The organism is Streptomyces sp. NPDC005263, assembly GCF_042872365.1.
Taxonomy (GTDB): Bacteria; Actinomycetota; Actinomycetes; order Streptomycetales; family Streptomycetaceae; genus Streptomyces.
In genome coordinates this window covers 1,237,909-1,264,057 of record NZ_JBIAKJ010000002.1, presented here as the reverse complement: position 1 = coordinate 1,264,057, position 26,149 = coordinate 1,237,909, and the positions used below count along the sequence as shown (strand labels likewise).

The 26,149-nt window shown below is 72.1% G+C and carries 23 protein-coding genes; 8 read left to right on the top strand and 15 right to left on the bottom strand.

Annotated features, from left to right (window positions below):
* Window positions 1-201 precede the first annotated feature (201 nt).
* The 3 genes from ACFYRY_RS12920 to ACFYRY_RS12910 form a co-directional block, all read right to left on the bottom strand.
* On the bottom strand, window positions 202-1,665 hold the full coding sequence (locus tag ACFYRY_RS12920) for a glutamate synthase subunit beta (RefSeq protein ID WP_389143329.1): 1,464 nt from the start codon (window positions 1,663-1,665) through the stop codon (window positions 202-204).
* Window positions 1,658-6,274 carry a glutamate synthase large subunit gene (gene gltB, locus ACFYRY_RS12915; RefSeq protein WP_389143767.1) on the bottom strand — a complete coding sequence of 1,539 codons (4,617 nt, stop codon included), beginning with the start codon at window positions 6,272-6,274 and terminating at the stop codon, window positions 1,658-1,660. Before gltB ends, ACFYRY_RS12920 begins: the two co-directional genes overlap by 8 nt.
* Window positions 6,275-6,644: 370 nt before the next feature.
* Entirely contained in the window at window positions 6,645-7,376 is a 732-nt protein-coding gene (locus tag ACFYRY_RS12910) for a VIT1/CCC1 transporter family protein (RefSeq protein WP_389143326.1), read from the bottom strand.
* A 258-nt stretch (window positions 7,377-7,634) separates the two neighbouring features.
* Here ACFYRY_RS12910 and ACFYRY_RS12905 point away from each other — a divergent pair, with 258 nt between their 5' ends.
* From ACFYRY_RS12905 to ACFYRY_RS12880, 6 genes are read left to right on the top strand one after another with little or no spacing between them, the layout of a single operon-like run.
* Window positions 7,635-8,723, top strand: a complete 1,089-nt coding sequence (locus ACFYRY_RS12905) for an ADP-ribosylglycohydrolase family protein (protein WP_389143323.1) — start codon at window positions 7,635-7,637, stop codon at window positions 8,721-8,723.
* Complete coding sequence (locus tag ACFYRY_RS12900; protein WP_389143320.1) at window positions 8,720-10,027, top strand: ADP-ribosylglycohydrolase family protein; 1,308 nt, start codon at window positions 8,720-8,722, stop codon at window positions 10,025-10,027. Before ACFYRY_RS12905 ends, ACFYRY_RS12900 begins: the two co-directional genes overlap by 4 nt.
* A gap of 8 nt (window positions 10,028-10,035) precedes the next feature.
* Complete coding sequence (locus tag ACFYRY_RS12895; RefSeq protein WP_389143317.1) at window positions 10,036-11,211, top strand: ADP-ribosylglycohydrolase family protein; 1,176 nt, start codon at window positions 10,036-10,038, stop codon at window positions 11,209-11,211.
* Complete coding sequence (locus tag ACFYRY_RS12890) at window positions 11,199-12,611, top strand: ADP-ribosylglycohydrolase family protein (RefSeq protein ID WP_389143314.1); 1,413 nt, start codon at window positions 11,199-11,201, stop codon at window positions 12,609-12,611. The genes ACFYRY_RS12895 and ACFYRY_RS12890 overlap by 13 nt, the downstream gene beginning before the upstream one ends.
* Complete coding sequence (locus ACFYRY_RS12885; protein ID WP_389143311.1) at window positions 12,608-13,825, top strand: CaiB/BaiF CoA transferase family protein; 1,218 nt, start codon at window positions 12,608-12,610, stop codon at window positions 13,823-13,825. The genes ACFYRY_RS12890 and ACFYRY_RS12885 overlap by 4 nt, the downstream gene beginning before the upstream one ends.
* On the top strand, window positions 13,822-14,652 hold the full coding sequence (locus tag ACFYRY_RS12880; RefSeq protein WP_389143308.1) for an HpcH/HpaI aldolase/citrate lyase family protein: 831 nt from the start codon (window positions 13,822-13,824) through the stop codon (window positions 14,650-14,652). The genes ACFYRY_RS12885 and ACFYRY_RS12880 overlap by 4 nt, the downstream gene beginning before the upstream one ends.
* 67 nt (window positions 14,653-14,719) lie before the next feature.
* Here the strand turns inward: ACFYRY_RS12880 and lgt are convergent, their stop codons facing one another.
* From lgt to hisI, 11 genes are all read right to left on the bottom strand, one after another.
* Complete coding sequence (lgt, locus tag ACFYRY_RS12875) at window positions 14,720-15,742, bottom strand: prolipoprotein diacylglyceryl transferase (RefSeq protein WP_389143305.1); 1,023 nt, start codon at window positions 15,740-15,742, stop codon at window positions 14,720-14,722.
* Between the two features lie 94 nt (window positions 15,743-15,836).
* Window positions 15,837-16,613 carry a DsbA family protein gene (locus tag ACFYRY_RS12870; RefSeq protein WP_389143302.1) on the bottom strand — a complete coding sequence of 259 codons (777 nt, stop codon included), beginning with the start codon at window positions 16,611-16,613 and terminating at the stop codon, window positions 15,837-15,839.
* Window positions 16,614-16,702: 89 nt separating this feature from the next.
* Entirely contained in the window at window positions 16,703-17,521 is an 819-nt protein-coding gene (gene trpA, locus ACFYRY_RS12865) for a tryptophan synthase subunit alpha (RefSeq protein WP_389143299.1), read from the bottom strand.
* A complete protein-coding gene (gene trpB / locus ACFYRY_RS12860) occupies window positions 17,518-18,807 on the bottom strand; it encodes a tryptophan synthase subunit beta (protein WP_389143296.1) in 1,290 nt (429 codons plus the stop codon). The genes trpA and trpB overlap by 4 nt, the downstream gene beginning before the upstream one ends.
* Before the next feature lie 68 nt (window positions 18,808-18,875).
* The gene (gene trpM, locus ACFYRY_RS12855; RefSeq protein ID WP_389143293.1) at window positions 18,876-19,088 is read right to left on the bottom strand and encodes a tryptophan biosynthesis modulator TrpM; all 213 of its coding nucleotides are present in this window, start codon (window positions 19,086-19,088) and stop codon (window positions 18,876-18,878) included.
* A 22-nt stretch (window positions 19,089-19,110) separates the two neighbouring features.
* The gene (gene trpC, locus ACFYRY_RS12850) at window positions 19,111-19,920 is read right to left on the bottom strand and encodes an indole-3-glycerol phosphate synthase TrpC (protein ID WP_389143290.1); all 810 of its coding nucleotides are present in this window, start codon (window positions 19,918-19,920) and stop codon (window positions 19,111-19,113) included.
* A gap of 176 nt (window positions 19,921-20,096) precedes the next feature.
* Window positions 20,097-20,552: a DUF2752 domain-containing protein gene (locus tag ACFYRY_RS12845; RefSeq protein WP_389143287.1), complete on the bottom strand. Its 456-nt coding sequence runs from the start codon at window positions 20,550-20,552 to the stop codon at window positions 20,097-20,099.
* Window positions 20,553-20,655: 103 nt separating this feature from the next.
* Entirely contained in the window at window positions 20,656-20,907 is a 252-nt protein-coding gene (locus tag ACFYRY_RS12840; protein WP_389143285.1) for an HGxxPAAW family protein, read from the bottom strand.
* 160 nt (window positions 20,908-21,067) lie between these two features.
* The gene (locus tag ACFYRY_RS12835; RefSeq protein WP_389143282.1) at window positions 21,068-21,706 is read right to left on the bottom strand and encodes a TIGR02234 family membrane protein; all 639 of its coding nucleotides are present in this window, start codon (window positions 21,704-21,706) and stop codon (window positions 21,068-21,070) included.
* Between the two features lie 69 nt (window positions 21,707-21,775).
* Window positions 21,776-23,263 carry an anthranilate synthase component I gene (locus ACFYRY_RS12830; protein ID WP_389143279.1) on the bottom strand — a complete coding sequence of 496 codons (1,488 nt, stop codon included), beginning with the start codon at window positions 23,261-23,263 and terminating at the stop codon, window positions 21,776-21,778.
* A gap of 11 nt (window positions 23,264-23,274) precedes the next feature.
* A complete protein-coding gene (hisI, locus tag ACFYRY_RS12825) occupies window positions 23,275-23,724 on the bottom strand; it encodes a phosphoribosyl-AMP cyclohydrolase (RefSeq protein WP_389143276.1) in 450 nt (149 codons plus the stop codon).
* An 83-nt stretch (window positions 23,725-23,807) separates the two neighbouring features.
* Between hisI and ACFYRY_RS12820 the strand changes: the two genes are divergently transcribed.
* Together ACFYRY_RS12820 and ACFYRY_RS12815 are read left to right on the top strand one after the other, a co-directional pair.
* Window positions 23,808-24,443, top strand: a complete 636-nt coding sequence (locus tag ACFYRY_RS12820) for a TIGR03085 family metal-binding protein (RefSeq protein ID WP_389143273.1) — start codon at window positions 23,808-23,810, stop codon at window positions 24,441-24,443.
* Window positions 24,444-24,455: 12 nt separating this feature from the next.
* Window positions 24,456-24,854, top strand: a complete 399-nt coding sequence (locus ACFYRY_RS12815) for a VOC family protein (RefSeq protein WP_389143270.1) — start codon at window positions 24,456-24,458, stop codon at window positions 24,852-24,854.
* 33 nt (window positions 24,855-24,887) lie between these two features.
* On the opposite strand, the gene ACFYRY_RS12810 is transcribed toward ACFYRY_RS12815, so the two are convergent.
* Window positions 24,888-26,135 carry an MFS transporter gene (locus ACFYRY_RS12810; protein ID WP_389143267.1) on the bottom strand — a complete coding sequence of 416 codons (1,248 nt, stop codon included), beginning with the start codon at window positions 26,133-26,135 and terminating at the stop codon, window positions 24,888-24,890.
* Window positions 26,136-26,149: the final 14 nt, after the last annotated feature.

Genomic DNA, 26,149 nt, shown 5'->3' with positions numbered 1-26,149 from the left:
TCGTACTGCCGCCGTGCTCGATGTCCGCAACGACCCCTGCAGGCCGGGGAAGACGACGGCGCCTGCCCGTCGTCCGGTCGGGGACAAAGGGGCAGGCGCCGTCTCGGGGGGTCCGGGGGCCCGCGGCTCAACCGCTGATGGTGGCGCCCCCGGATATCCCGCCCGTACGCCGTTGTACGGGAGGCCTGTCGATCCTGCGGATCAGACCATCAACGAGCGGTCCGTCGGCCGGATCGGGGCGTGCAGGTCGCTGTCGCCGGTCAGGTGGCGGTCGACCCCGCGGGCGGCCGAGCGGCCCTCCGCGATGGCCCACACGATGAGGGACTGGCCGCGGCCGGCGTCACCGGCGACGTACACGCCCGGCACATTGGTCTGGAAGTCGGCGTCGCGGGCGATGTTGCCGCGCTCGTCGAGGTCCAGGCCGAACTGCTCGACCAGGCCGTTGTCCCGGTCGGTGCCCGTGAAGCCCATCGCGAGGGTGACCAGCTGGGCGGGGATCTTGCGCTCCGTGCCGGGCTTCTGGGTCAGCTTGCCCTCGACGAACTCCACCTCGGTGAGGTGCAGCCACTGGACGTTGCCGTCCTCGTCGCCCTCGAAGTGGGTGGTGGAGACGGAGTAGACCCGCTCGCCGCCCTCCTCGTGCGCGGAGGTGACCTTGTAGAGCATCGGGAAGGTCGGCCACGGCTGGGAGACCGGGTTCCGGTCGTCGTTCGGGCGGGGCATGATCTCCAGCTGCGTGACCGAGGCCGCGCCCTGGCGGTGGGCGGTGCCCACGCAGTCGGCGCCGGTGTCGCCACCGCCGATGACCACGACGTGCTTGCCCTCGGCGGAGATGGGGGGCGCCACGAAGTCGCCCTCCTGCACCTTGTTGGCCAGCGGCAGGTACTCCATGGCCTGGTAGATGCCCTGAAGTTCCCGGCCGGGGACCGGGAGGTCACGCGCGGTCGTCGCGCCGGCGGCGATGACGATCGCGTCGTACCGCTTCTTCAGGTCGGTCGCCTTGAGGTCGCGGCCGATCTCGATGCCGGTCCGGAAGCGGGTGCCCTCCGCGCGCATCTGCTCGATACGGCGGTTGATGTGCCGCTTCTCCATCTTGAACTCGGGGATGCCGTACCGGAGGAGGCCTCCGATGCGGTCCGCACGCTCGTAGACGGCGACCGTGTGGCCGGCCCGGGTGAGCTGCTGGGCGGCGGCGAGTCCGGCGGGGCCGGACCCGATGACCGCGACGGTCTTGCCGGACAGCCGCTCCGGGATCTGCGGGGCGACGTCACCGGTCTCCCACGCCTGGTCGATGATCGAGACCTCGACGTTCTTGATGGTGACGGGCGGCTGGTTGATGCCGAGCACACACGCCGACTCGCAGGGCGCGGGGCACAGCCGGCCCGTGAACTCCGGGAAGTTGTTCGTCGCGTGCAGTCGCTCGGAGGCGGCCGCCCAGTCCTCGCGGTAGGCGTAGTCGTTCCACTCGGGGATCAGGTTCCCCAGCGGGCAGCCGTTGTGACAGAACGGGATGCCGCAGTCCATGCAGCGGCTGGCCTGCTTGCTGATGATCGGCAGCAGGGAGCCGGGGACGTAGACCTCGTTCCAGTCCTTCGTGCGCTCTTCGACGGGGCGGGTCTCGGCGACCTCACGGCCGTGGTTCAGGAAGCCCTTCGGGTCAGCCATTGATCGCCGCCTCCATCATCTTCTCGGTGATCTCGGTCTCGGTGAGACCCGCTCGCTCGGCGGCGTCCTTGGCGGCGAGCACTGCCTTGTACGTACTGGGGATGATCTTGCTGAAGCGCTCCACGGACACGGTCCACTCGGCGAGCAGCTTCTCGGCGACCGTCGAGCCGGTCTCCTCGGCGTGCCGGCGCACCACGTCGTGCAGCCACTGCTTGTCGGTGTCGTCCAGCGCCTCGACCGCGTCGACGTTGCCCACGTTGACGTTGTCGCGGTTCAGGTCGATGACGTACGCGACGCCACCCGACATGCCGGCCGCGAAGTTGCGGCCCGTCTCGCCGAGGACGACCGCGTGACCGCCGGTCATGTACTCGCAGCCGTGGTCGCCCACGCCCTCGGAGACCACCGTCGCGCCGGAGTTGCGGACGCAGAACCGCTCGCCCGTGCGGCCGCGCAGGAACAGCTCGCCGCCGGTCGCGCCGTACGCGATGGTGTTGCCCGCGATCGTCGAGAACTCGGCGAGGTGGTCGGCGCCCCGGTCGGGACGGACGATCACCCGGCCGCCGGAGAGGCCCTTGCCGACGTAGTCGTTGGCGTCGCCCTCCAGGCGCAGCGTGACACCGCGCGGCAGGAAGGCGCCGAAGGACTGGCCGGCGCTGCCGGTGAAGGTGATGTCGATGGTGTCCTCGGGCAGGCCCGCACCGCCGAACTTCTTCGTCACCTCGTGGCCGAGCATGGTGCCGACCGTGCGGTTGATGTTGCGGATGGCGACCTGGGCGCGCACCGGCCGGGCGTCGGCCTGGGAGTCCGCGGCGAGGGCGTCGGCGGCGAGCTTGATCAGCTCGTTGTCGAGCGCCTTCTCCAGGCCGTGGTCCTGCTCGATCACCCGGTGCAGCGCGGAGCCGTCGGGCATGTCGGGCACGTGGAAGAGCGGGGCCAGGTCCAGGCCCTGCGCCTTCCAGTGGTTGACCGCGCGGGTCACGTCGAGCGTCTCGGCGTGACCGACGGCCTCCTCGATGGAGCGGAAGCCCAGCTCGGCGAGGATCTCGCGGACCTCCTCGGCGATGAACTGGAAGAAGTTCACCACGTATTCGGCCTTGCCGGTGAAGCGGTCCCGCAGGGTCGGGTTCTGGGTGGCGATGCCGACGGGGCAGGTGTCCAGGTGGCAGACGCGCATCATGACGCAGCCGGAGACGACGAGCGGCGCGGTCGCGAAACCGAACTCCTCGGCGCCGAGCAGCGCGGCGATCACGACGTCCCGGCCCGTCTTCAGCTGGCCGTCGGTCTGCACCACGATGCGGTCGCGCAGGCCGTTGAGCAGCAGGGTCTGCTGGGTCTCGGCGAGGCCGAGCTCCCAGGGGCCGCCCGCGTGCTTCAGCGAGGTGAGCGGGGAGGCGCCGGTACCGCCGTCGTGGCCGGAGATGAGCACCACGTCCGCGTGGGCCTTCGACACACCCGCCGCGACCGTGCCGACGCCGACCTCGGAGACCAGCTTCACGTGGATCCGCGCCTGCGGGTTCGCGTTCTTCAGGTCGTGGATCAGCTGGGCCAGGTCTTCGATGGAGTAGATGTCGTGGTGCGGCGGCGGTGAGATCAGACCGACACCGGGGGTGCTGTGCCGGGTCTTGGCGACCCAGGGGTACACCTTGTGGCCGGGCAGCTGGCCGCCCTCGCCGGGCTTGGCGCCCTGGGCCATCTTGATCTGGATGTCGTCGGCGTTGACCAGGTACTCGGAGGTCACACCGAAGCGGCCGGAGGCGACCTGCTTGATGCTGGAGCGGCGCGCCGGGTCGTAGAGCCGGTCCGCGTCCTCGCCGCCCTCACCGGTGTTGGACTTGCCGCCCAGCTGGTTCATGGCGATGGCGAGCGTCTCGTGGGCTTCCTTGGAGATGGAGCCGTACGACATGGCGCCGGTGGAGAAACGCTTGACGATCTCGGACGCCGGCTCGACCTCGTCGATGGAGATCGGCTGACGGCCCTCGGTCTTGAAGCCGAACATGCCGCGCAGCGTCATCAGACGCTCGGACTGCTCGTTCACGCGCTCGGTGTACTTCTTGAAGATGTCGTACCGGCCGCTGCGCGTCGAGTGCTGGAGGCGGAAGACCGACTCCGGGTCGAACAGGTGCGGCTCGCCCTCGCGGCGCCACTGGTACTCGCCGCCTATGTCGAGGGCGCGGTGGGCGGGCGCGATGCCGCTGGCCGGGTACGCCTTCGCGTGCCGGGCGGCGACCTCCTTGGCGATGACGTCGATGCCGACGCCGCCGATCTTGGTGGCGGTGCCGCTGAAGTACTTGGTGACGAACTGCTCGTCCAGGCCGACCGCTTCGAAGACCTGGGCGCCCCGGTAGGAGGCGACCGTCGAGATGCCCATCTTGGACATGACCTTCAGGACGCCCTTGCCGAGGGCGTAGATCAGGTTGCGGATGGCCTTCTCGGCCTCGATGTCCGACAGGAAGGTGCCGGCGCGGACCAGGTCCTCGACCGACTCCATGGCCAGGTACGGGTTCACGGCGGCGGCGCCGAAGCCGATGAGCAGGGCGACGTGGTGGACCTCGCGGACGTCACCGGCCTCGACCAGCAGGCCCACCTGGGTGCGCTGCTTGGTGCGGATGAGGTGGTGGTGGACGGCCGCGGTGAGCAGCAGCGACGGGATCGGCGCGTGCTCGGCGTCCGAGTGGCGGTCCGACAGGACGATCAGGCGGGCGCCGTTCTCGATGGCGGCGTCGGCCTCGGCGCAGATCTCCTCGATGCGCGCGGCCAGGGCGTCGCCGCCGCCGGAGACGCGGAAGAGACCGGAGAGGGTCGCGGCCTTCATGCCCGGCATGTCGCCGTCGGCGTTGATGTGTATGAGCTTGGCCAGCTCGTCGTTGTCGATCACCGGGAAGGGCAGGACGACGCTGCGACAGGCCGCGGCGCTCGTCTCCAGCAGGTTGCCCTGGGGGCCCAGCGACGAGCGCAGGGAGGTGACGAGCTCTTCGCGGATCGCGTCCAGCGGCGGGTTGGTGACCTGCGCGAACAGCTGGGTGAAGTAGTCGAAGAGCAGCCGCGGGCGCTCGGACAGCGCGGCGATCGGCGAGTCGGTGCCCATCGAACCGATCGGCTCGGCACCGGCCTTGGCCATCGGCGCCAGGATGACGCGCAGCTCCTCCTCGGTGTAACCGAAGGTCTGCTGGCGGCGGGTGACGGAGGCGTGCGTGTGCACGATGTGCTCGCGCTCGGGCAGGTCGGACAGCTCGATCTCGCCGGCCTCCAGCCACTCGCCGTAGGGGGCCTCGGTGGCGAGCTGGGCCTTGATCTCGTCGTCCTCGATGATGCGGTGCTCGACCGTGTCGACGAGGAACATGCGGCCGGGCTGCAGCCGGCCCTTGCGGACGACCTTGGCGGGGTCGATGTCGAGGACGCCGACCTCGGAGCCGAGGACGACGAGGCCGTCGTCGGTGACCCAGTAGCGGCCGGGGCGCAGTCCGTTGCGGTCGAGGACCGCGCCGACCTGCTTGCCGTCGGTGAAGGTGACGCAGGCCGGGCCGTCCCAGGGCTCCATCAGGTTGGAGTGGAACTGGTAGAACGCGCGGCGGGCCGGGTCCATGGAGTCGTGGTTCTCCCACGCCTCCGGGATCATCATCAGCACGGAGTGCGGCAGTGAACGGCCGCCCAGGTGCAGGAGTTCGAGGACCTCGTCGAAGGACGCCGAGTCGGAGGCGTCGGGCGTGCAGATCGGGAAGACCCGGTCGAGGGCCTTCTGGTCCGCTGCCTTGCCGGCGTCTCCGAACAGGTCGGAGACCAGCTGGGACTCGCGGGCGGCCATCCAGTTGCGGTTGCCCTTGACGGTGTTGATCTCGCCGTTGTGCGCGACGAAGCGGTACGGGTGCGCGAGCGGCCAGCTCGGGAAGGTGTTCGTCGAGAACCGCGAGTGGACCAGCGCGATCGCGGAGGCGAAGCGGCGGTCGGACAGGTCGGGGAAGAAGGGCTCCAGCTGGCCGGTGGTCAGCATGCCCTTGTAGACGATCGTCCGCGCGGACAGCGAGGGGAAGTAGACACCGGCTTCACGTTCGGCGCGCTTGCGCAGCACGAACGCCTTGCGGTCGAGGGCGATGTCCGTCGAGGAGCCGTCGGTCACGAAGATCTGCCGGAAGGCGGGCATCGTGGACCGGGCGGTGGCGCCGAGCAGTTCGGGCGCGACCGGCACCTCGCGCCAGCCGAGAACCGTCAGGCCCTCGTCCGCGGCGATGGTCTCGATCTGGGAGACAGTGGCCTCGGTGCCGTCCTCCGGCAGGAAGGCGATGCCTACGGCGTACGCACCGGCCGCGGGCAGCTCGAACTCGGCCACCTCACGGAAGAAGGCGTCCGGCACCTGGGACAGGATGCCCGCTCCGTCGCCCGAGTCGGGCTCGGAACCGGTGGCGCCCCGGTGCTCCAGGTTGCGCAGGACCGTGAGCGCCTGCTCGACCAGCGCATGGCTCGCCTCGCCGGTGAGGGTGGCCACGAAGCCGACGCCGCAGGCGTCGTGCTCGTTGCGGGGGTCGTACATACCCTGCGCAGCAGGGCGAGCATCCATGAACGACCACTTCTGGCCATTCGTGGAGTGCTGGGACGGCTGGCGCGGCGTACGCATCGGCTCTCCCGTCGTCGTCATGTGGCATATGCAGATTGCCGAGGGACGACGTTGGCCCTCTGCGTGAGTGCAAAATTTCGTGCAGGTTACATGATGGAGCGGTTCTCGGGAACCGGGATGGTCCGTTCCAACATGCGGACGCCACGTGGGTGCGAGGGGGTGCCGCACACGTGGCTTGAAATATGTGGTGACCGAGCGAGACAGGTCAGTGTCCGTCGATCCAGGGGGCGGAGTGCGCGTCGTCGCCCACCCCGCGATGCGCCGCAGGCGTCATTGCCCACAGCGCTTACGGCTCATGCCCGGTCGTTAAGCATTCGAAACCAGCGAGTAACGGCTACTTATGCGGCCCAACGCATACCTTGTAGCCGACCTATCCTACGGCCGTTCCGAACAGGCTGCCCAGGGCGTACGTCACACCGGCCGCCGCGCCCCCGAGAGCGAGCTGTCGCAGCCCGCTGAACCACCAGGACCGCGCGGTCACCCTGGCCACGACGGCGCCGCACGCGAACAGCCCGAGGAGTGCGAGCAGTACCGCGGGCCACAGCACGGTGGCACCGAGCAGATACGGCAGCACGGGCAGCAGCGCGCCCAACGCGAACGCCCCGAACGACGACACGGCGGCGACCAGCGGCGACGGCAGGTCGCCGGGGTCGATCCCGAGCTCCTCCCGGGCGTGTATCTCCAGCGCCTGCTCGGGGTCGCGGGACAACTGCCGGGCCACCTCACGCGCCAGCCCGGGTTCGACGCCCCGCCCCTCGTACAGGGCGGCCAGCTCGGCCTCCTCATCCTTGGGGTGCTTTCTCAGCTCCCCGCGCTCCACCTCCAGCTCGGCCTCGACGAGCTCGCGCTGCGAGGCGACCGAGGTGTACTCACCGGCAGCCATGGAGAAGGCGCCGGCGGCCAGTCCCGCGAGGCCGGTGATGACGATGGTCTGGTGCCCGACCGAACCACCCGCGACGCCGGTCATCAGGGCGAGATTGGAGACCAGGCCGTCCATCGCGCCGAAGACGGCGGGGCGCAGCCAGCCACCGTTGACATCCCGGTGCGTGTGGTTGTCGCGGTGCGCCTCGTGCAGCGCGGCCTCGGTTTCGATGAGCGCCATTCCGGTCCCCCAGTAGCTTTTTTGGACTGATTCCACTTTTCGACAACACCCACAGTACGCTCTCGAATTCCCGCCCACCAGCAAGGAAAGGCTCGGCTAACCTGCACCTTTACCCTCGGACGCTCATTCGATAGATACCCCGCACAGATGTCGACCGGGTGATGCTGAAGCTCCCGAGGCTCCGGCGAACCACTGCGGTGGGACACATCCGCAAAGGGCTCCGCGCCCTGTGCGAAACCCCCGTAGAGGAGGCCGCGGATGGCATCCATCGCCTGCATTCCCTCGACCCCGGCGCCCGACAACACCGCCGACCTCCGCGAGCGGGCCCGCGGCTCGCTGCTCGGCCTGGCTGTCGGTGACGCCCTCGGAGCCCCCGCGGAGAACATGAAGCCCTCCGAGATCCGCACCCGCTGGGGCCGTATCACGGGCTACGTCACCGACACTCCCGCCGGCACGGACGACACCGAGTACGCGATCTTCTCCGGCCTCCTCCTGGCCCGGCACGGCTCCGCGCTCACCCCGGCGCACGTGGAGGCGGCCTGGCACCTGTGGATCGCGGACCGCGCCGAGGGCCCCTTCCGGGGCGCTGGCTTCAGCGAACGCGGCACCCTGGAGAACCTGCGGCGGGGTCTGGCCGCCCCGATCTCCGCCCAGCACCGCCACGCCTGGAGCGACGGCCTCGCCATGCGTGCCGCGCCCTTCGGGGTGTTCGCCGCGGGCCGCCCCGCCGAGGCCGCCCGTCTGGTCGCGATCGACGGCTCGGTGAGCCACGACGGCGAGGGCATCTACGGCGGCCAGGCGGTGGCGGCCGGGGTCGCGGCGGCCATGGCGGGCGCCCCGGTCATCGCGGTGATCGCCTCCGCCCTGGCTGTCGTGCCCGACGACTCCTGGACGGCCCGTTCCCTGCGCCGTGCCGTGACCGCGGCCCACCGTGGTGAACGCGCGGTCCGCTCCGCCGTCGTCATCGGCGGTTACCCATGGACCGACCTGGCCCCCGAGGCGGTCGCCCTGGCCTTCGGGGCCTACGCGTCGGCCGACGGCGACTTCGTCCAGGCCGTGCTGACCGCCGTCAACATGGGCCGCGACGCGGACACCACGGCGGCGGTGGCGGGCGCCCTGGCCGGCGCGACCCGGGGCGCCGCGGCGATCCCCGCCGACTGGGCCTCGGCCATCGGCCCGGCCCGCGGCAGTTGCCTGCCGTCGATGGCGGGCCACCACGTCCTGGACGTGGCGGAACTGCTGACCCCGGGCGAGGACGGCAGGTGGGGCGCCCGCGGATTCGTACCGAGCGAGGCCGCGGGACGAGCGGACGCTCCGGCCAACGACGAGGCAGAGGTGGTCTCATGACGCCCCCGGCCCCCTGGGACGAAACGACGCTCACCCTCGGCACCACCGAACCCGCGGCCGCCGACGGCGAGGACCCCCCACAAGGGCCACCCGCACCCGACAAGGAAAGCCGCACGGGTGGTGCGGGTGGGAACAAAAAGGCCGAAGGCAAAGCCGAGGCCGCCCACCCCACAAGCCGCCGCACCGAAACAAGGAGCCGCACCGAAGGACTCCTGCTGGGCCTGGCCGCAGGCGACGCCGCCGGCTGGCCCGCCGCCCGCCACCGAGCCTCCCGGATGCCCGACTGGACCCGCCGTCTCACCCGCGAACTCGACACCTTCGCCGAACAGAACGCCACCACGACCCTCCCCGTCCCGATCGCACTCAACCAGCCCCCGGAGCCCCTGCGCCTGGGCCCCTCCGACGACGCCGAGTGGGCGGCCTTCGCCGCGGAGGCCCTGTTGCGGGCCGGGGACGACAGCGCCCTCGGCGATCTGAGCCGACAGCGCCGCACCCGCGCCGCGATCGACCTCACCTGGAACGCCCTGGCCAGCGAGGTGGCCGCCGCCGCGAACCGCGCGCCCGAGATCGAGTCCGCGGTCCTGCCCCTGCGCGCCCGCATCTCGGTGCGCGCCGGCCTCGGCAACCTCGCCACCGGCCTGCGCCCGCCCGCCACCGGCCACGACAACCCGCACTACTTCGACGACGCGGCCTGCGTCCGGGCCTGCGTCCTCGCCGTGGCCCACCCCGGTGACCCCCGGCTCGCCGCCGACCTGGCCGAGTTCGACGCCCGCTACACCCAGGACGGCGACGGCGTGCACGGCGCCAGGGCGATGGCGGCGGCCCTCGCCCTCGCCCTCACCGGAGCCGACGTCCACACCTGCGCGACCGCGGCCCTCGCGGAGCTCCCCGAGTCCACCGAGATCGGACGCAATGCCCGCCACGCCCTCACCCTGGCCGGTGCCACCGACAGCACCTTCGCCCTGATCCCCCTGCTGGAACACCAGATCGTCGACCACGTCTACAGCTACGGCATCGCCGCCGCGGAGACGGTCCCGGTCGCCCTCGCGCTGGCCACCGCCGCGAACGGCCGGATCGCGGAGGCGGTACCGGCGGCGGCCTGCCTCTCCCGGGTCGCGGACTCCGCCCCCGCCCTGGCCGGCGCTCTCACCGGCGCCCTGGGCGGCAGCGCGTCGATCCCCGCCTCCTGGCGCGCCGCCTGCCGCTCGCTCTCCGGCTGCGCACTGCCCCGGCTCACCGGCACGGACCTGGTGGAACTCGCCGAACTCCTGGAAGCCGCACAACCCGCCCCACCAGAGGGATGATTCAGGGCATGACGCCCAAAAGCGAAGAAACCCGAGAAGTGGGCCTGGACGAGCGCATCGCCGGCGCCCTGGTCGGCGCGGCCGTCGGCGACGCGCTGGGCGGCCCCGTCGAGGGCTACTCCCCGGAGCAGATCCTGGAACGCCACGCGGGCCGCGTCCACGGCTTCGTCGGCCCCTGGAACGGTGACTCCTGGCGCACCGCCCGCCCCATCGCGCCGTACCACAAGGGCGACGGCCACGTCACCGACGACACATTGATGACGCACGCGCTGGTACGGGTCTACGCCCAGGTCCGCGACCACCTGGACGCGTACGCGATCGCGGAGCACCTGGTCCCCGACCTGATGACCACCCCGCGCTGGATCCCGGAGCTGGAGACGGAGGCTCTGCCCCTGCACCGGGTCTTCCTCGCGGAGAAGTGGCTGGTGGCGAGGCTCCACTACGGCCATGTCGACCCGCGCGAGGCCGGCGTCGGCAACATCGTCAACTGCGGTGCGGCGATGTACATGGCCCCGGTCGGCCTGGTCAACGCGGCCAACCCCCGGGCGGCCTACGCCGAGGCCCTGGACATCGCGGGCGCCCACCAATCCTCGTACGGCCGTGAGGCGGCGGCCGTCCTCGCGGCGGCGGTGGCCGCGGCGACCACGCCGGGCGCCGACCCGGACTCGGTCGTCGCAGCCTGCCTGTCGCTGGCCATGGACGGCACCCGGGAGGCGATCGAGAAGGTCTGCGAGACCGCGTCCCGCCACACGGACTTCGAATCGGCGCTGGGTCCTCTCCGCGAGGCGGTCGCGCCCTACGACACGGTGGGCCCCGACTACCGGGCCCCCTCCCTGGGCGCCCGCCGCCCGTCGCGTCTGCACGCGATCGAGGAACTCCCGATCGCGCTGGGCATGCTGCTGGTCTCCGGCGGGGACTACCGTCACGCGGTCCTCGGCGCGGTGAACTACGGCCGCGACTGCGACTCCATCGCGACGATGGCCGGCGCGCTGGCGGGCGCCCTGGGCTCCGCGGTCCCGGAGGACTGGTCGAAGCAGGTCTGTGAGGCGAGCCGTCTGGACCTGTGGGAACCGGCGGCCACCCTGGCGGCCGTCACCCGGGAGATCTTCGCTCGGGACGTCCGCCGACGCCGCGCCCACGAGCAGGCCCTGACCCTCCTCGGAGGCTCCGGGTGCTGCGCCTGACCTGGGTCCAGCCGGAGGACCTCATCGGCCACGAACTCCGCCAGGCAGCCGAGGACGGCCGTGAGCCCTCGGCGATCGCGTCCCGCTGGAAGGCGGCCGGAGGCCGGGAGGCCCCGGCGACGGCGGGCGCCTCCCCCGAACACGCCTCCCGCCGTCTGCGCCTCCTCGCGGTGGACCTGCTGGACGAACTGGCGGACCTGCCAAGCCCCTTGGCGCACCAGGAGCCGACGGACCTGGACCAGATCAAGTCGCTGTGCCCCGACTGGCCGAACGACGTCGGCGAGCGCGGCCACGCGCGTCCCGTCGCCCACCCGGCCGCCGACGCCACCGCCCCCGCCCGGGCCCGCCTGGAAGCCGCCTGGCTGGGCCGAGCCGCCGGCTGCCTCCTGGGCAAACCCGTCGAGAAACTCCCCCTCGAAGCCATCCGGCAGCTGGCCGCAGCGGCTGGGAACCGGCCGCTCACCGGGTACTTCACAGCTCGCGGAGTCCCCCGCGCCCTGCTGGCGGCACACCCCTGGAACCGCCGCTCGGCCGCCACCTCCCTCGCCGAGAACATCGACGGAATGCCCGAGGACGACGACCTCAACTACCCCCTCCTCAACCTCCTCCTGCTGCAACGCCACGGACCACGCTTCACCACCCACGACGTGGCGGCCCTCTGGCTCGACGAACTCCCCGCGGGCCGCACGTTCACCGCGGAACGCGTCGTCTACCGCAACCTCCTCACCGGCCTGGAACCCCCGCACACCGCCCGCCACCACAACCCCTTCCGCGAATGGATCGGCGCCCTGATCCGCGCCGACGTCCACGGCTGGACCAACCCCGGCGACCCGGCCGCCGCCGCCGAACAGGCCCACCGGGACGCCACCCTCACCCACACCGCCAACGGCGTCTACGCGGCGATGTTCATCGCGGCCACCATCGCCCGGGCGGCCACCGGCACCACCGACGTCCACACCGCGCTGCGCACCGGCCTCACCGTGGTCCCCCCGGACTCCCGCCTGGCCCGAGCCGTCCGGCACGCCCTCCAACTGGCCCGCGGCCACCAGGACTTCGACACCGTCGTCGACGAACTGCACGCCACCCACGCGCACACCCACTGGGTCCACGCCATCCCCAACACCGCGCTGATCGCCGCCGCCCTCACCCACGCGGACGGCGACTTCACGGGCTCCATCTGCCGTGCCGTGTCGGGCGGTTGGGACACCGACTCCAACGGCGCCACCGCCGGCAGCGTCGCCGGTCTGCTCGCCGGCGCCCCGTCCGCCCTGCCCGAACGCTGGACCACCCCGCTGAAGAACCGTCTGTCCACCACCGTCGGCGACTTCAACGGCGTCGGCTTCGACACGCTCGCCCACCTCACCCGCACACTCACCCGCCCGGAGGGACCTTGCCCATGACTCCCGGCGCCGCGGGGCACGACCAGCCCCAGAGCCCTCTCACCGGCCTCCGCGTCCTCGACCTCGCCACCCTCTTCGCGGGCCCGCTGGCCGCGACCATGCTCGGTGACTTCGGCGCGGAGGTCATCAAGATCGAGCACCCCACCAGGCCCGACCCCTCCCGCGGTCACGGCCCGTCGAAGAACGGCGTGGGCCTGTGGTGGAAACTCCTCGCCCGCAACAAGCGCACCATCACCCTCGACCTCGCAACGCCCGGCGGTCGCGCCACCCTCCTGCGCCTGGCCGCCACCGCGGATGTCGTCATCGAGAACTTCCGCCCCGGCACCCTGGAGAAGTGGGACCTCGGCTGGGAGGAGCTGTCGGCCGCCAACCCGCGCCTGGTCCTCACCCGGGTCACCGGCTTCGGCCAGTTCGGGCCCGCCGCCCACCGCCCCGGCTTCGGCACCCTCGCCGAGGCGATGAGCGGCTTCGCCGCGATCACCGGTGAACCGGACGCTCCGCCGACGCTCCCGCCCTTCGGCCTCGCCGACTCCATCGCGGGCCTCGCCACCGCCTACGCCGTCATGACGGCCCTGGCCGCCCGCGACCGCACCGGCGAGGGCCAGGTCGTCGACATGGCGATCATCGAACCGATCCTGACCGTGCTGGGCCCGCAGCCGACCTGGTACGACCAGCTCGGCCACGTCCAGCCCCGCACCGGCAACCGCTCCCAGAACAACGCCCCGCGCAACACGTACCGCACCGCGGACGGCACCTGGGTCGCCGTCTCCACCTCCGCCCAGTCGATCGCCGAGCGGGTGATGCGGCTGGTGGGCCGCCCGGAACTGATCGACGAGGCCTGGTTCGCGACGGGCTCCGGCCGGGCCGCCCACGCCGACGTCCTCGACGAGGCGGTCGGCACCTGGATCGCCGCCCGCACCCGCACCGACGTCCTGGCCGCCTTCGAGAAAGCGGAGGCGGCCGTCGCGCCGATCCAGGACGTCCGTGACGTGATGACCGACCCGCAGTACCAGGCCCTGGACACCGTCACCACGGTCGACGACCCCGAGCTGGGCCCCGTCCGTATGCAGAACGTGCTCTTCCGTCTGTCCGCCACGCCCGGCGCGATCCGCTGGGCGGGCCGCCCGCACGGCGCCGACACCACGGAGGTCCTCACCGAACTGGGCCTGACCGAGGCGGAACTGGCGACCCTGCGCGAGGCGGGTGCCGTATGACGGTGCCCCCGCTCACCTGGCTGTACGCCCCCGGCGACCGCCCGCACGTGGTCGCCAAGGCCCTCACCGCGGGTGCCGACGTGGTCGTGGTCGACCTGGAGGACGCGGTCGCCCCCGACCGCAAGGACTACGCCCGCGCGGCCACCGCGGAACTCCTCACCGAGCCGCAGCCGTCCCCGGTCCACGTGCGCGTGAACGCCCTCGGCACGCCCGGCGCCGACGCGGACCTGAAGGCGGTCGCCGCGCTCCCCGGCGTGCGCGGACTGCGCCTGCCCAAGGTGACCTCCCCCGAGCAGATCGTCCGCGTCGCCGAGGACACCGCCCCCGCCGGGGGAGGAGCACCCCCGCTGTACGCCCTTCTGGAGTCGGCCCTGGGCATCGAACGGGCCCACGCGATCGCCTCCTGCCACCCCGCCCTGCGCGGCATCGCCCTGGGCGAGGCGGACCTCGCCGCCGACCTGGGCGTCCGTGAGGACGCGGGCCTCGACTGGTCCCGCTCCCGCGTGATCGTGGCCGCACGGGCGGCCGGCCTGCTCCCGCCGTCCCAGTCCGTCCACCCCGACATCCGCGATCTGGAGGGCCTCGCGGCGTCCTGCGCCCACGGCCGCACCCTGGGCTTCCTCGGCCGGGCCGCCATCCACCCGCGCCAGCTCCCGGTCATCGAACGGGCCTACCTCCCCACCCAGCGGGAGATCGAGCAGGCGGAGACGATCATCAAGGCGGCAACCACGGAACAAGGCGCCCAGGCGTTGCCGGACGGCAGGTTCATCGACGCCGCGGTGGTGTCGGCGGCCCACCGCACCCTGTCACTGGCCCGCCGGAACTGAGCATCGCCCGCACACGACGAGGGCGCCCCGGGATCCCGGGGCGCCCTCATGGTCGTACGGCGTGACGTCAGCTCTTCTTCGCCGACCCCGCCTCGTCCTTCACATCCGCGTCGGTGTCCGCGCCGGTCTCGGCGTCCTTGTCCGGGCCCTTGTCCAAGCCCTTGCCCGCGCCCTTGTCCGGGTCGGTGTCGGCGTCCGTCTTCTCGTCGGTCTTCGCCCCGGCCTCGGTCTCCTCATCGGAGGCGTCGTCCGCGCCGTCTGCCGTGTCGTCGCCGACACCCGGCTCCACGACGGTCTCCCGCCCCGGCCGCTTCTTCGCCGAGAGCACGATGTACACCACCGCGAGCACGAACACGACGAGCGCGGTCCAGTTGTTCAGCCGCAGGCCCAGGATGTGGTGGGCGTCGTCGATGCGCATGTACTCGATCCAGAACCGGCCCACGCAGTACGACGCGACGTACAGCGCGAACGCCCGCCCGTGTCCGAGCTTGAACCGGCGGTCCGCCCAGATCACCAGCGCCGCGACGCCGATGCACCACAGCGACTCGTACAGGAACGTCGGGTGGTAGGTGCCCGGCACCCGCCCGTCCGTGGACGACGTGATCTTCAGCGCCCACGGCAGGTCGGTGGGCTTGCCGTACAGCTCCTGGTTGAACCAGTTGCCCCAGCGGCCGATCGCCTGCGCGAGGGCGATACCGGGGGCGAGGGCGTCGGCCCAGGCCGGCAACGGGATGCCCCGGCGCCGGCAGCCGATCCACGCGCCGACCGCGCCGAGCGCGATCGCGCCCCAGATACCGAGGCCGCCCTCCCAGATCTTGAAGGCGTCCACCCAGTCACGGCCCTCGCTGAAGTACAGCTCGTAGTCCGTGATCACGTGGTAGAGCCGGCCGCCGACCAGACCGAACGGCACGGCCCAGACCGCGATGTCGGCCACCGTCCCGGCCTGACCGCCCCGGGCGATCCAGCGCCGGTTGCCGAGCCAGACGGCTACGAAGACGCCGATGATGATGCAGAACGCGTAGCCGCGCAGCGGAATGGGGCCGAGATGCAGCACCCCGCGCGACGGGCTGGGAATGAAGGCAAGTTCCATGGCAAGGTCGACGCTACCTTGCCGGGCCGCGAGCACGGCAGGCAGCCCGGCTACGGGTCCATAACAGGGGGGTGTGAAACCCCTTGGCCGACGCTTACCCCTTGTCCGCCTGCTGGACCAGCTGCTTCAGCTTCGCCGGGGTCATCGTCCGGTCCTGGTAGATGCTCTTGCCGTTGAGAAGCACCGTCGGCGTGCCGGTGAAGCCGCCCTTGCGGAAGGCCGTCGCGGACTTGTCGACCCAGCTGCCGTGCGTTCCCTTCTCGACGCAGGTGCGGAACGCGGGCGTGTCGAGACCGTCGACCTTGGCCGCCAGCTCGATGAGCTTGTCGTTGCCGGCGTAGCCGTCGTCGGTCTCGGCGGGCTGGTTGTCGTAGAGCACGTCGTGGTAGGCGGGGAACTTTCCGACGTCCTGCGCGCAGGCCGCGGCGTTGGCCGCGTTGCGGGAGCCGGTGCCGCCCAGGTTGCCGTCGATGATCGTCGCCAGGTGGTACTCCGTCTTCAGCTGCCCGGCGGCGGTCAGCTCGTGGACGGCGGGACGGTACGCCGTCTCGAAGGCCTTGCAGGCCGGGCAGCGGAAGTCCTCCCAGACCGTGAGCGTCGACTTGGCGCTCTCCTTGCCGACCGGGATGGCCAGGCTGTCCTTGCCCTGCGCCCCCGAGGGCGCCACCACCGGGCCCGCGGCCTTGCTGCCGTCGTCCTTGCCCGCGTTGGCCGCGACGACGCCGATCACCGCCGCGAGACCCAGGACGCAGACCACGCTCGCGCCCACGATCAGGACCCGGCGGCGCCGGTCCGCGGACTTCTGCTTCTCACGCTCGACCGCCAGCCGCTCCCGGGCGGTGCGTTTTCTCTCTCGATTCTTCTCGCTCACATCCCGCAGAACGAACCGGGGAGGCGCACCGCGCCTCCCCGGTCCCAGGTCCACCCGTTCGAGTGACCCGCACGATATGTCCGGTCTTGTTACGACCTTCCGCGCACGCCCTGGGCGAGCTCACCGGCGAGCGCGCGGACCGCCTCGATTCCGGCCGCGTGGTCCGGCGCGTCCAGCATCCGCTTGACGAAGGCCGAGCCGACGATCACGCCGTCGGCGAATCCGGCCACCTCGGCGGCCTGTCCGGCGTCGGAGACCCCGAGGCCCACACAGACGGGCAGGTCGGTGCCGGTGGCCCGGGTCCGCTCGACCAGGTCCTGCGCCTGCGCGCCGACCGACGCGCGGGTGCCGGTGACCCCCATCAGCGAGGCGGCGTAGACGAACCCGCTGCCCGCCGCGGTGATCTCGGCGAGCCGTCCGTCCTTGCTGCTGGGCGCCACCACGAAGACCGTGGCGAGACCATGCTTCTCCGCGTGCTCCCGCCACAGCGCCGACTCCTGCACGGGCAGGTCGGGCAGGATGCAGCCCGCGCCGCCCGCCTGGGCGAGTTCGGCGGTGAAGCGCTCGACGCCGTAGCGGTCGATGGGGTTCCAGTACGTCATCACGAGCACCGGCTTCCCGGTCGCCTCGTGGGCCTCCCGGACGGTCCGCATGACGTCGGCGATCTTGACGCCGCCGCGCAGGGCGATGTCGTCGGCGGTCTGAATGACCGGTCCGTCGAGGACGGGGTCGCTGTGCGGCAGACCCACCTCGACGATGTCGGCGCCGCCGTCGAAGACGGCCTTGATCGCCTCGATGCCGCCGTCCACGGTCGGGAACCCGGCCGGGAGGTAGGCGATCAGCGCGGAACGCCCCTCCGCCTTCGCGGCGGCGAGGGTGTCCGTCAACAGCTGGATGGTGCCGCTCACTTGGCGTCCCCCTCGATCTCGGCGGTGTCGGCCGCGTTGGCGGCGACCTCGGCATCGGCGTCGCTGTCGTACAGGCCGAAGTAGCGGGCGGCGGTGTCCATGTCCTTGTCGCCGCGGCCGGACAGGTTGACCACGATCAGGCCGTCACCGCCGAGTTCCCTGCCGACCTCCAGGGCGCCGGCCAGCGCGTGCGCGCTCTCGATGGCCGGGATGATGCCCTCGGTGCGCGACAGCAGACGCAGCGCCTGCATGGCCGCGTCGTCGGTGACCGCGCGGTACTCGCCGCGGCCGCTGTCCTTGAGGTAGGCGTGCTCGGGTCCGATGCCCGGGTAGTCCAGACCCGCCGAGATCGAGTACGGCTCGGTGATCTGACCCTCCTCGTCCTGGAGGACGTACGAGCGTGAGCCGTGCAGGATGCCCGGCTCGCCCGCGGTGAGCGTGGCCGCGTGCTCGCCGGTATCGACGCCGTGCCCGGCGGGTTCGCAGCCGATCAGGCGGACGGTCTCGTCCGGGATGAAGGCGTGGAACAGACCGATGGCGTTGGAGCCGCCGCCGACGCAGGCCACCGCGGCGTCCGGCAGCCGTCCGGCCTGCTCCAGCAGCTGGCGTCGCGCCTCGACGCCGATCACCCGGTGGAAGTCACGGACCATGGCGGGGAAGGGGTGCGGTCCGGCGACCGTGCCGAACAGGTAGTGGGTGCGGTCGACGTTGGCGACCCAGTCGCGGAACGCCTCGTTGATCGCGTCCTTCAGCGTGCGGCTGCCGGACTTCACGGCGATGACCTCGGCGCCGAGCATGCGCATCCGGGCCACGTTCAGCGCCTGCCGCTGGGTGTCGATCTCGCCCATGTAGATGGTGCACTCGAGACCGAACAGCGCACAGGCGGTGGCCGTCGCGACACCGTGCTGACCGGCGCCGGTCTCGGCGATGACACGGGTCTTGCCCATGCGCTTGGTGAGCAGCGCCTGGCCGAGCACGTTGTTGATCTTGTGCGAGCCGGTGTGGTTGAGGTCCTCGCGCTTGAGGAACACCCGGGCGCCGCCCGCGTGTTCGGCGAACCGCGGCACCTCGGTGAGGGAGCTGGGCCGGCCGGTGTAGTGCACGAGCAGATCGTCGAGTTCGCGAGCGAACTCGGGGTCGTGCTTGGCCTTGTCGTACTCGACGGCCACCTCGTCCACGGCGGCGACGAGGGCCTCCGGGATGAACTTGCCGCCGAACGCGCCGAAGTAGCCCTCGGCGCTGGGGATCCGACCGTCCGGGTCGGGGATGAAGAAGTCGCTGGGCATGCGGAAACCTCACGGTGAGTGTTCGGATGGACACCAATCGCCGTGGGGGCAGGGCTTGTCGTACGACCTCAGGCCGTGTGCGGCTGGTCGCGCAGTTCCCCGCGCCCCTGAAGGGCGCGCTGCCATCGCATACCGTTCACCTGGCCCGGCTCGTCACCGATGACGTACCGGACGCGCCGACCATGCACCCTGCGCGCGGGCGCACGACAGCCTCGGGGCCGGCAGCCGCGCGCGAGGCGGGCGTACGGGTCCCTGGCTGTCAGGGCGGTCGTCAGGTTCATCGTCGCTCAGGGTACCGGGGCGTCAGCCGCGTCCGTGTCGCAGTGCGGGGTGCTCGCCCGCCGCGACCAGGTCGGAGACCGCCGTCTTCGGGTCCTTGCCGGTGACCAGGGACTCGCCGACCAGGACCGCGTCGGCGCCGGCGTTGGCGTACGCGATGAGGTCGTGCGGGCCGCGGACACCGGACTCGGCGATCTTGACGATGTGGGCGGGGATCTCCGGGGCGATCCGCTCGAACGTGCCGCGGTCCACTTCCAGCGTCTTCAGGTTGCGCGCGTTGACGCCGATCACCTTCGCGCCCGCGTCCACGGCGCGCTCGATCTCGTCCTCGTCGTGCACCTCGACGAGGGGGGTGAGTCCGATGGACTCCGCGCGCTCGATGAGGGACTCCAGGGCCGACTGCTCGAGGGCCGCGACGATCAGCAGCGCGAGGTCGGCGCCGTAGGCCCTGGCCTCCCAGAGCTGGTAGGAGGTGACGATGAAGTCCTTGCGCAGTACGGGGATGTCCACCCGCGCGCGGACCGCCTCCAGGTCGGCCAGCGAGCCGCCGAAGCGGCGCTGTTCGGTGAGGACCGAGATGACGGCCGCGCCGCCCTCCTCGTAGTCCGCGGCCAGCCCGGCCGGGTCGGCGATCGCGGCCAGCGCGCCCTTGGACGGGCTGGAACGCTTGACTTCGCAGATCACCTTGACGCCGTCGCCGCGCAGCGCGGCCACCCCGTCCTTGGCTGCGGGGGCCTTCGCCGCGCGTTCCTTGAGCTCGTCGAGGCTGACGCTCGCCTGCCGCTCCGCGAGGTCGGCACGGACTCCGTCGATGATCTCGTCGAGCACACTCACGCGAGCGGCCCCCTTCCAGACGGTTGACTGTTCACGGTCCGGCTTCCGTCACCCGGTCCGCCCCATCGGGCGCGGACGAGAAGAAAACCGATGGTCACTGCGATGGTATCCGGAGGAGGGCGTAGGCCTCACATCCGGTTGACGTCGGTCCCACTACCTGGACCTCCGACAGTTGATCAAGGGTGGAGCCAGCCACCGAACGGCAGGTTCCGGACAATCGTGAAGACCAGCAGCAACGCGCCCAGCGTCCAGACGAGCGCCGGGGCGGGATCGATCCGCAGCCGCCGTCCGCGCACGGCGTGCGCCACCCAGACCGTCCACAGGACGGCGAACCCCAGATAGCCGACGACGGCCGGGGCGTTGGCGTGCAGCGCCGTCAGGAAGTCCCCGTGCACGAAGGCGTGCGCGCTGCGCAGCCCGCCGCAGCCCGGGCAGTACAGGCCGGTGTAGCGCAGCAGCGGGCAGACGGGGTAGTGGCCGGGCTGGTTGGGGTCCACGGTCCCCACGTACGCGAAGGCTCCGGCGACCGCGGCGAGGGTCCCGGCGGGCACCGCAAGGCGGGCCGCCACGCCCCGGGCGCCGGACCGTGTCCCTGTCGCCCTGTGCAGGCTGTCGGCGTTCACGTCTGGCATTGTGCCGCGCCCCGGCCGTACGCGCGCGGAAGGGGCGGCCCCGGCGGCATCGCCGGGTCGCCCCTCCATGACCGTACGAGCGCGCTGTCGCGCCGCAGGGGGTTCAGCTCTCGGCGCCGGCCGGTTCGGGCTGCTCGGCGCCCTGGTGCACCGGGTGGGTCTGCTTCGGCATGCCCAGGCCCATCGCGCTCATGATCCAGCCGACCACGCCGCCGAGGACCGTGATCGCCATACCGGCCCAGAAGCCCGCGGGCTCGGCCAGCACCATGAAGGCGCCCGCCACGCAGAAACCGATGAAGACGATCGTGACACCGGTCCAGGCGGCCGGGGTGTGACCGTGGCTGCTGCCCGCCATGACTTGCTCCTCGTTGCTGTGTACGTGTCTGAGCCGGACGCTCAGGGTCCATCATCCCGTACGCGCGCGGGCGGACTCTTCGGGGGTCGCCCTCGTGCGCCGGTCCGTCGGACTCCCTGCCGCCTGGGCCTGCCCTGCGGGTGTTCCGGCGGGTCGGAAGCTATGCCCCGGTGGGGTCCTCGCCCCGGTCGAGGGCCTTCCACAGCTCCTCGGGCCGGTCGGGGTCGGCGGCGGCCGTGCGCCGGGGGCGGGGGGCGCCCGAGCGTTCGTAGCGGCCGGACATCGCGGGCCACAGGCGGCCGTAGCGCAGGGCGAGCAGTCCGGCGAGCAGCAGCAGGAGGCCGCCGACGGCCGCGACATACGGCCAGGCGGTGTGGGTCAGCGATTCCACGGTGGCCGAGGTGTCCCCGGAGGCCTCCGCGGCCTTCTCGTCGAGCGCGGTGGAGTCGGAGGCGCCGAGCAGGGCCGCGGCGATGGTGCCGGCGCCGGAGAGCGCGAGCAGGGCGGCGACGGCGAAGCGGCCGGCCCGGCGCACCGCGAAGACGGCGACGAGCGCGGCGAGGCCCACTATGGCGAGGGCCGCGGGGACGCCGGTGACGTCGCTGCCGGTGGCGGTCAGCGGGAAGTCGCCGCCGGCCACCGTCGCGGTGCCCTGCGACCACTGCTGGCGGGTGGCCAGCAGTGCCACGGCAGCGCCGAGCGCGCCGGACAGCAGAGCTACGGCAAGGCTTCGGCGGCCGCCCCGGGCGGGGCCGGCGGCTTCGGAACGGGGGTGCGGTACAGCAGTCACGTACCCCACTATCGCCTGAACCCCGGGCGAACGGTCACCCGGGGCCGAGTGAGAAGCGCCCCATTGCCACGAAGCGCCCTACTTGCCCAGCCGGTTGGCCGTGTGCACCGCGCGCAGGACCGCCGCCGCCTTGTTGCGGCACTCCTGGTCCTCGGCGACCGGGTCCGAGTCGGCGACGATGCCCGCGCCCGCCTGGACGTACGCGGTGCCGTCGCGGAGCAGGGCGGTGCGGATGGCGATGGCGGTGTCGGAGTCGCCGGCGAAGTCCAGATAGCCCACGCAGCCGCCGTACAGGCCGCGCCGGGAGGGCTCCAGCTCGTCGATGATCTGCATCGCGCGGGGCTTGGGCGCGCCGGAGAGCGTGCCCGCCGGGAAGCAGGCGGTGAGCACGTCGAAGGCGGTACGGCCCCCGGCGACCTTGCCGGTGACCGTCGAGACGATGTGCATGACGTGCGAGTACCGCTCGACGGACATGAAGTCGACGACCTCGACCGAGCCGGGCTCGCAGACCCGCCCCAGGTCGTTGCGCCCCAGGTCGACGAGCATGAGGTGCTCGGCGCGCTCCTTGGGGTCGGCGAGCAGTTCGTCGGCCAGGGCCTGGTCCTCCTGCGGGGTGGCGCCGCGGGGCCGGGTGCCGGCGATGGGGTGGACCATCGCCTGTCCGTCCTCGACCTTCACCAGGGCTTCCGGGCTGGATCCCACGATGTCGAACCCGTCGAGACGCAACAGGTACATGTACGGCGAGGGGTTGGTCGCCCTCAGCACCCGGTAGACGTCCAACGCGCTCGCGGTGCAGGGCGTTTCGAAGCGCTGGGAGGGGACGACCTGGAAGGCCTCGCCCGCGCGGATGCGTTCCTTGACGTCCTCGACGGCCTCCTGGAAGTCGGGGCCGCCCCACAGGGCCGTGTACTCGGGGAGTTCGGAGGGCGGGAGGACCGCCGGGGGCTGGGCCACCGGGCGGGAGAGGTCGGCCTCCATGGCGTCCAGGCGGGCCACCGCGTCGTGGTACGCCTCGTCGACGCCCGTGGCGAGGTCGTTGTGGTTGATCGCGTTGGCGATCAGCAGGACCGAGCCCTCCCAGTGGTCCATCACGGCCAGGTCGCTGGTGAGGAGCATGGTCAGCTCCGGCAGCCGCAGGTCGTCCCGCTCGCCGGGGCCGATCTTCTCCAGGCGGCGCACGATGTCGTAGCCGAGGTAGCCCACCATGCCGCCGGTGAAGGGCGGCAGGCCTTCCTGGTGGGGGGTGTGCAGGGCCTCGATGGTGGCGCGCAGGGCGGCGAGGGGGTCGCCGTCGACGGGGACGCCGACGGGCGGGGTGCCGAGCCAGTGCGCCTGTCCGTCGCGCACCGTGAGGGTGGCGGCGCTGCGGACGCCCACGAAGGAGTAGCGGGACCACTGGAACGCCGTGCGGCCGTTCTCCGCGGACTCCAGCAGGAAGGTGCCGGGGCGCTCGGCGGCGAGCTTGCGGTAGAGCGCGACCGGGGTGTCGCCGTCGGCGAGGAGTTTGCGGGTGACGGGGATGACCCGCCGGTCGATGGCCAGCTTGCGGAAGGTCTCGAGGTCCATGGCGGCTGACCTTACTGAGCGGAGGGCGCCGCGTCGGAATCGGCGCCCTCGACGGCCTTGAGGACGTCCTCGTCGAAACAGGTGCGGGCGCCGGTGTGGCAGGCGGCGCCCACCTGGTCGACCTTGACCAGCACGGTGTCCGCGTCGCAGTCGAGGGCGACGGACTTGACCCACTGGAAGTGGCCGGAGGTGTCGCCCTTGACCCAGTACTCGCTGCGGCTGCGGGACCAGTAGGTGCAGCGGCCGGTGGTGAGGGTGCGGTGCAGCGCCTCGTCGTCCATCCAGCCGAGCATCAGCACCTCGCCGGTGTCGTACTGCTGGGCGATGGCGGGCAGGAGGCCGTCGGCGCTGCGCTTGAGGCGGGCGGCGATCTCGGGGTCGAGGCCGCTGGACGGAGAGCGGTGGCGCGAGGCGTCTCCGGGAGGGGCGGTGGCCGGGCGGCGGGCGGGCTTGCTGGTCATGGGTGCCATTGTGCCGCGCGCCACTGACAGTGACGGCGGGGCGTCCACTGGGCGGACCCGCTGGGCGGTCGTAGGCTGACTGCATGTCCACTTTCGCCAAGCGTGAACGGCTCCTGCTCGCCGACCTCTTGGAAACCGCGGGTCCCGAGGCCCCGACCCTCTGCGAGGGCTGGCAGACCCGGGATCTGGCCGCGCACGTGGTGGTGCGCGAGCGCCGCCCCGACGCCGCCGGCGGCATCCTGATCAAACAGCTCGCGTCCCGTCTGGACAAGGTGATGGAGGAGTTCGCCGCCAAGCCGTACGAGGAACTGATCCAGCTGATCAGGACCGGCCCGCCGCGTTTCTCACCCTTCCAGCTCAAGCAGCTCGACGAGGCGTCGAACACGATCGAGTTCTACGTCCACACCGAGGACGTCCGCCGTGCCCAGCCGGACTGGACGCCGCGCGAGCTCGACCCGGTCTTCCAGGACGCCCTGTGGTCCCGTCTGGAGCGCACCGCCCGTCTGATGGGCCGCGGCGTCCCGACCGGCCTGGTGCTGCGTCGCGGGGACGGTCGTACGGCGGTCGCCAACCGGGGCACGCCCGTCGTGACGGCGACCGGGGAGCCGTCGGAGCTGCTGCTGTTCCTGTACGGCCGGCAGGACGCCGCCGACGTGGAGCTGGAGGGGGAGAAGGACGCCATCACCCAGCTGCACGCCGGCAGGCAGCTCGGGATCTGAGAGGGCCCGGTCATGATCAAGGTGGCGATGACGAGCGTCTACGTCGACGACGTGTCCAAGGCCCACGCCTTCTACACGGATGTGCTGGGCTTCGAGACCCGTATCCACATGGACCTCGGCGACGGCACGCTGTTCGTCACGGTGGGCGCCGCGAACGGGGCCCAGCAGGACCTCCAGTTGCTGCTGGAGCCCGGCCAGGGCCCCATCGCCGACCCGTACCGCAGGGCGGTCCGTGAGGCGGGCCTGCCCTGCATCGTGTTCTCCGTCGACGACATCGAGGCGGAGTACCAGCGGCTGCGCGGGCTCGGCGTCGCGTTCACCCAGGAACCAAGGGGGCAGGGGCCGGTCGTCGCGGCCGTGCTCGACGACACGGTGGGCAACCTCGTGCAGCTGGTGCAGCCGAAGGGCTGAGGGCCAAGGGCTGAGGGCGAGGACTGGCGAGGGTCAGCGGGGCAGTTCGGCGCGGCGCAGGGAGCGGGAGCACAGGGCGAGGACGCCGCCCAGCGCGCACAGGGCGGCGCAGGCCGCGAAGACGGGGCCGGTGCCCCACCGGTCGGTGGCCGCGCCGACCAGCGGGAAGGTGAGCGGGGCGACGCCGAAGCCGACCAGGCTCGAGACGGCGGTGACGCGTCCGACGTAGGCGGGGCCCGCCTGGGCCTGCACCAGGGCGCCGCTCAGGGCGCCGCCCAGCCCGGCCAGCAGGCCGACGGCGAGGGCCACGCAGGTCGCGCCGACGACGGTCGGCACGTGGGCGAGCCCGGCGATGGCCAGGCAGCCGCCGATCTCCGCCACCGCCATGACGAGCCCGGCGCGCGGCACCCACCCGCGCAGGGTCAGCAGCAGTGAGGCGGCCCCGGCGCCGGTGCCGAACCCGGCGAGCACCCAGCCCATGCCGGAGGACCCCCAGCCACGTTCCTGGGCGAGCAGGGTCAGGCCCAGGTTCATGGGACCGACGAAGCCGAGGTCGGCGAGGGCGATGGCGAGCACGAGCGGGCACAGCACCCGGTCCCGGCCGATGTGCCGCAGCCCGTCCCGGATGTCGGCCAGGACGGCGCCGCCGCGTTCCTTCCCCTCGTCCGGAGGAAGCTGCCCCACCCGCACGGTCCACAGCACCGGCAGGGACACCCCGATCAGCAGCGCGGCGAGTCCGAACGCCCCGCCGGTGCCGCCGAGGGCGACGCCGAGGCCGCCGAGCGGTCCGCCGAGGACGTTGGCGAGCCGGGTCGCGAGCGCCCGCATGCCCTGCACGCGGGCGAGTTGGTCGCGGCCGGTGATCCGGGCGGGCAGGGCACCCGTGGCCGGCAGGAACACGGCGTCGACCACGCCGAACAGGACCGCCACAGCGCCCAGCGCCCACAGTCCCGGGCTGGTCGCGAGAACCATCGCGGCCGCGGTGACCACGAGCAGGCAGCGCACCGTGCTGCTGCCGAGGACCACCCGACGCGGTCCGTACCGGTCGGCGACCACTCCCCCGCCCAGCATCAGCAGCGCGCGGGGCACGGCGCTGACCGCCGTCACGAGCCCGGCCTGCGCGGGTGTGCCGGCCTGTACGGCCGCCCAGGACAGGGCGATGTAGTAGACGTTGTCGCCGATCGCGGACGAGGTGTATCCGCCGAGCCAGCGCAGGACGTTGGGGTCGCGATGGGCGGGTCCCTCGGTGAGGGACCCCGGGCGGACGGCGGTGGCGGACATACGGGGCGGTCCTC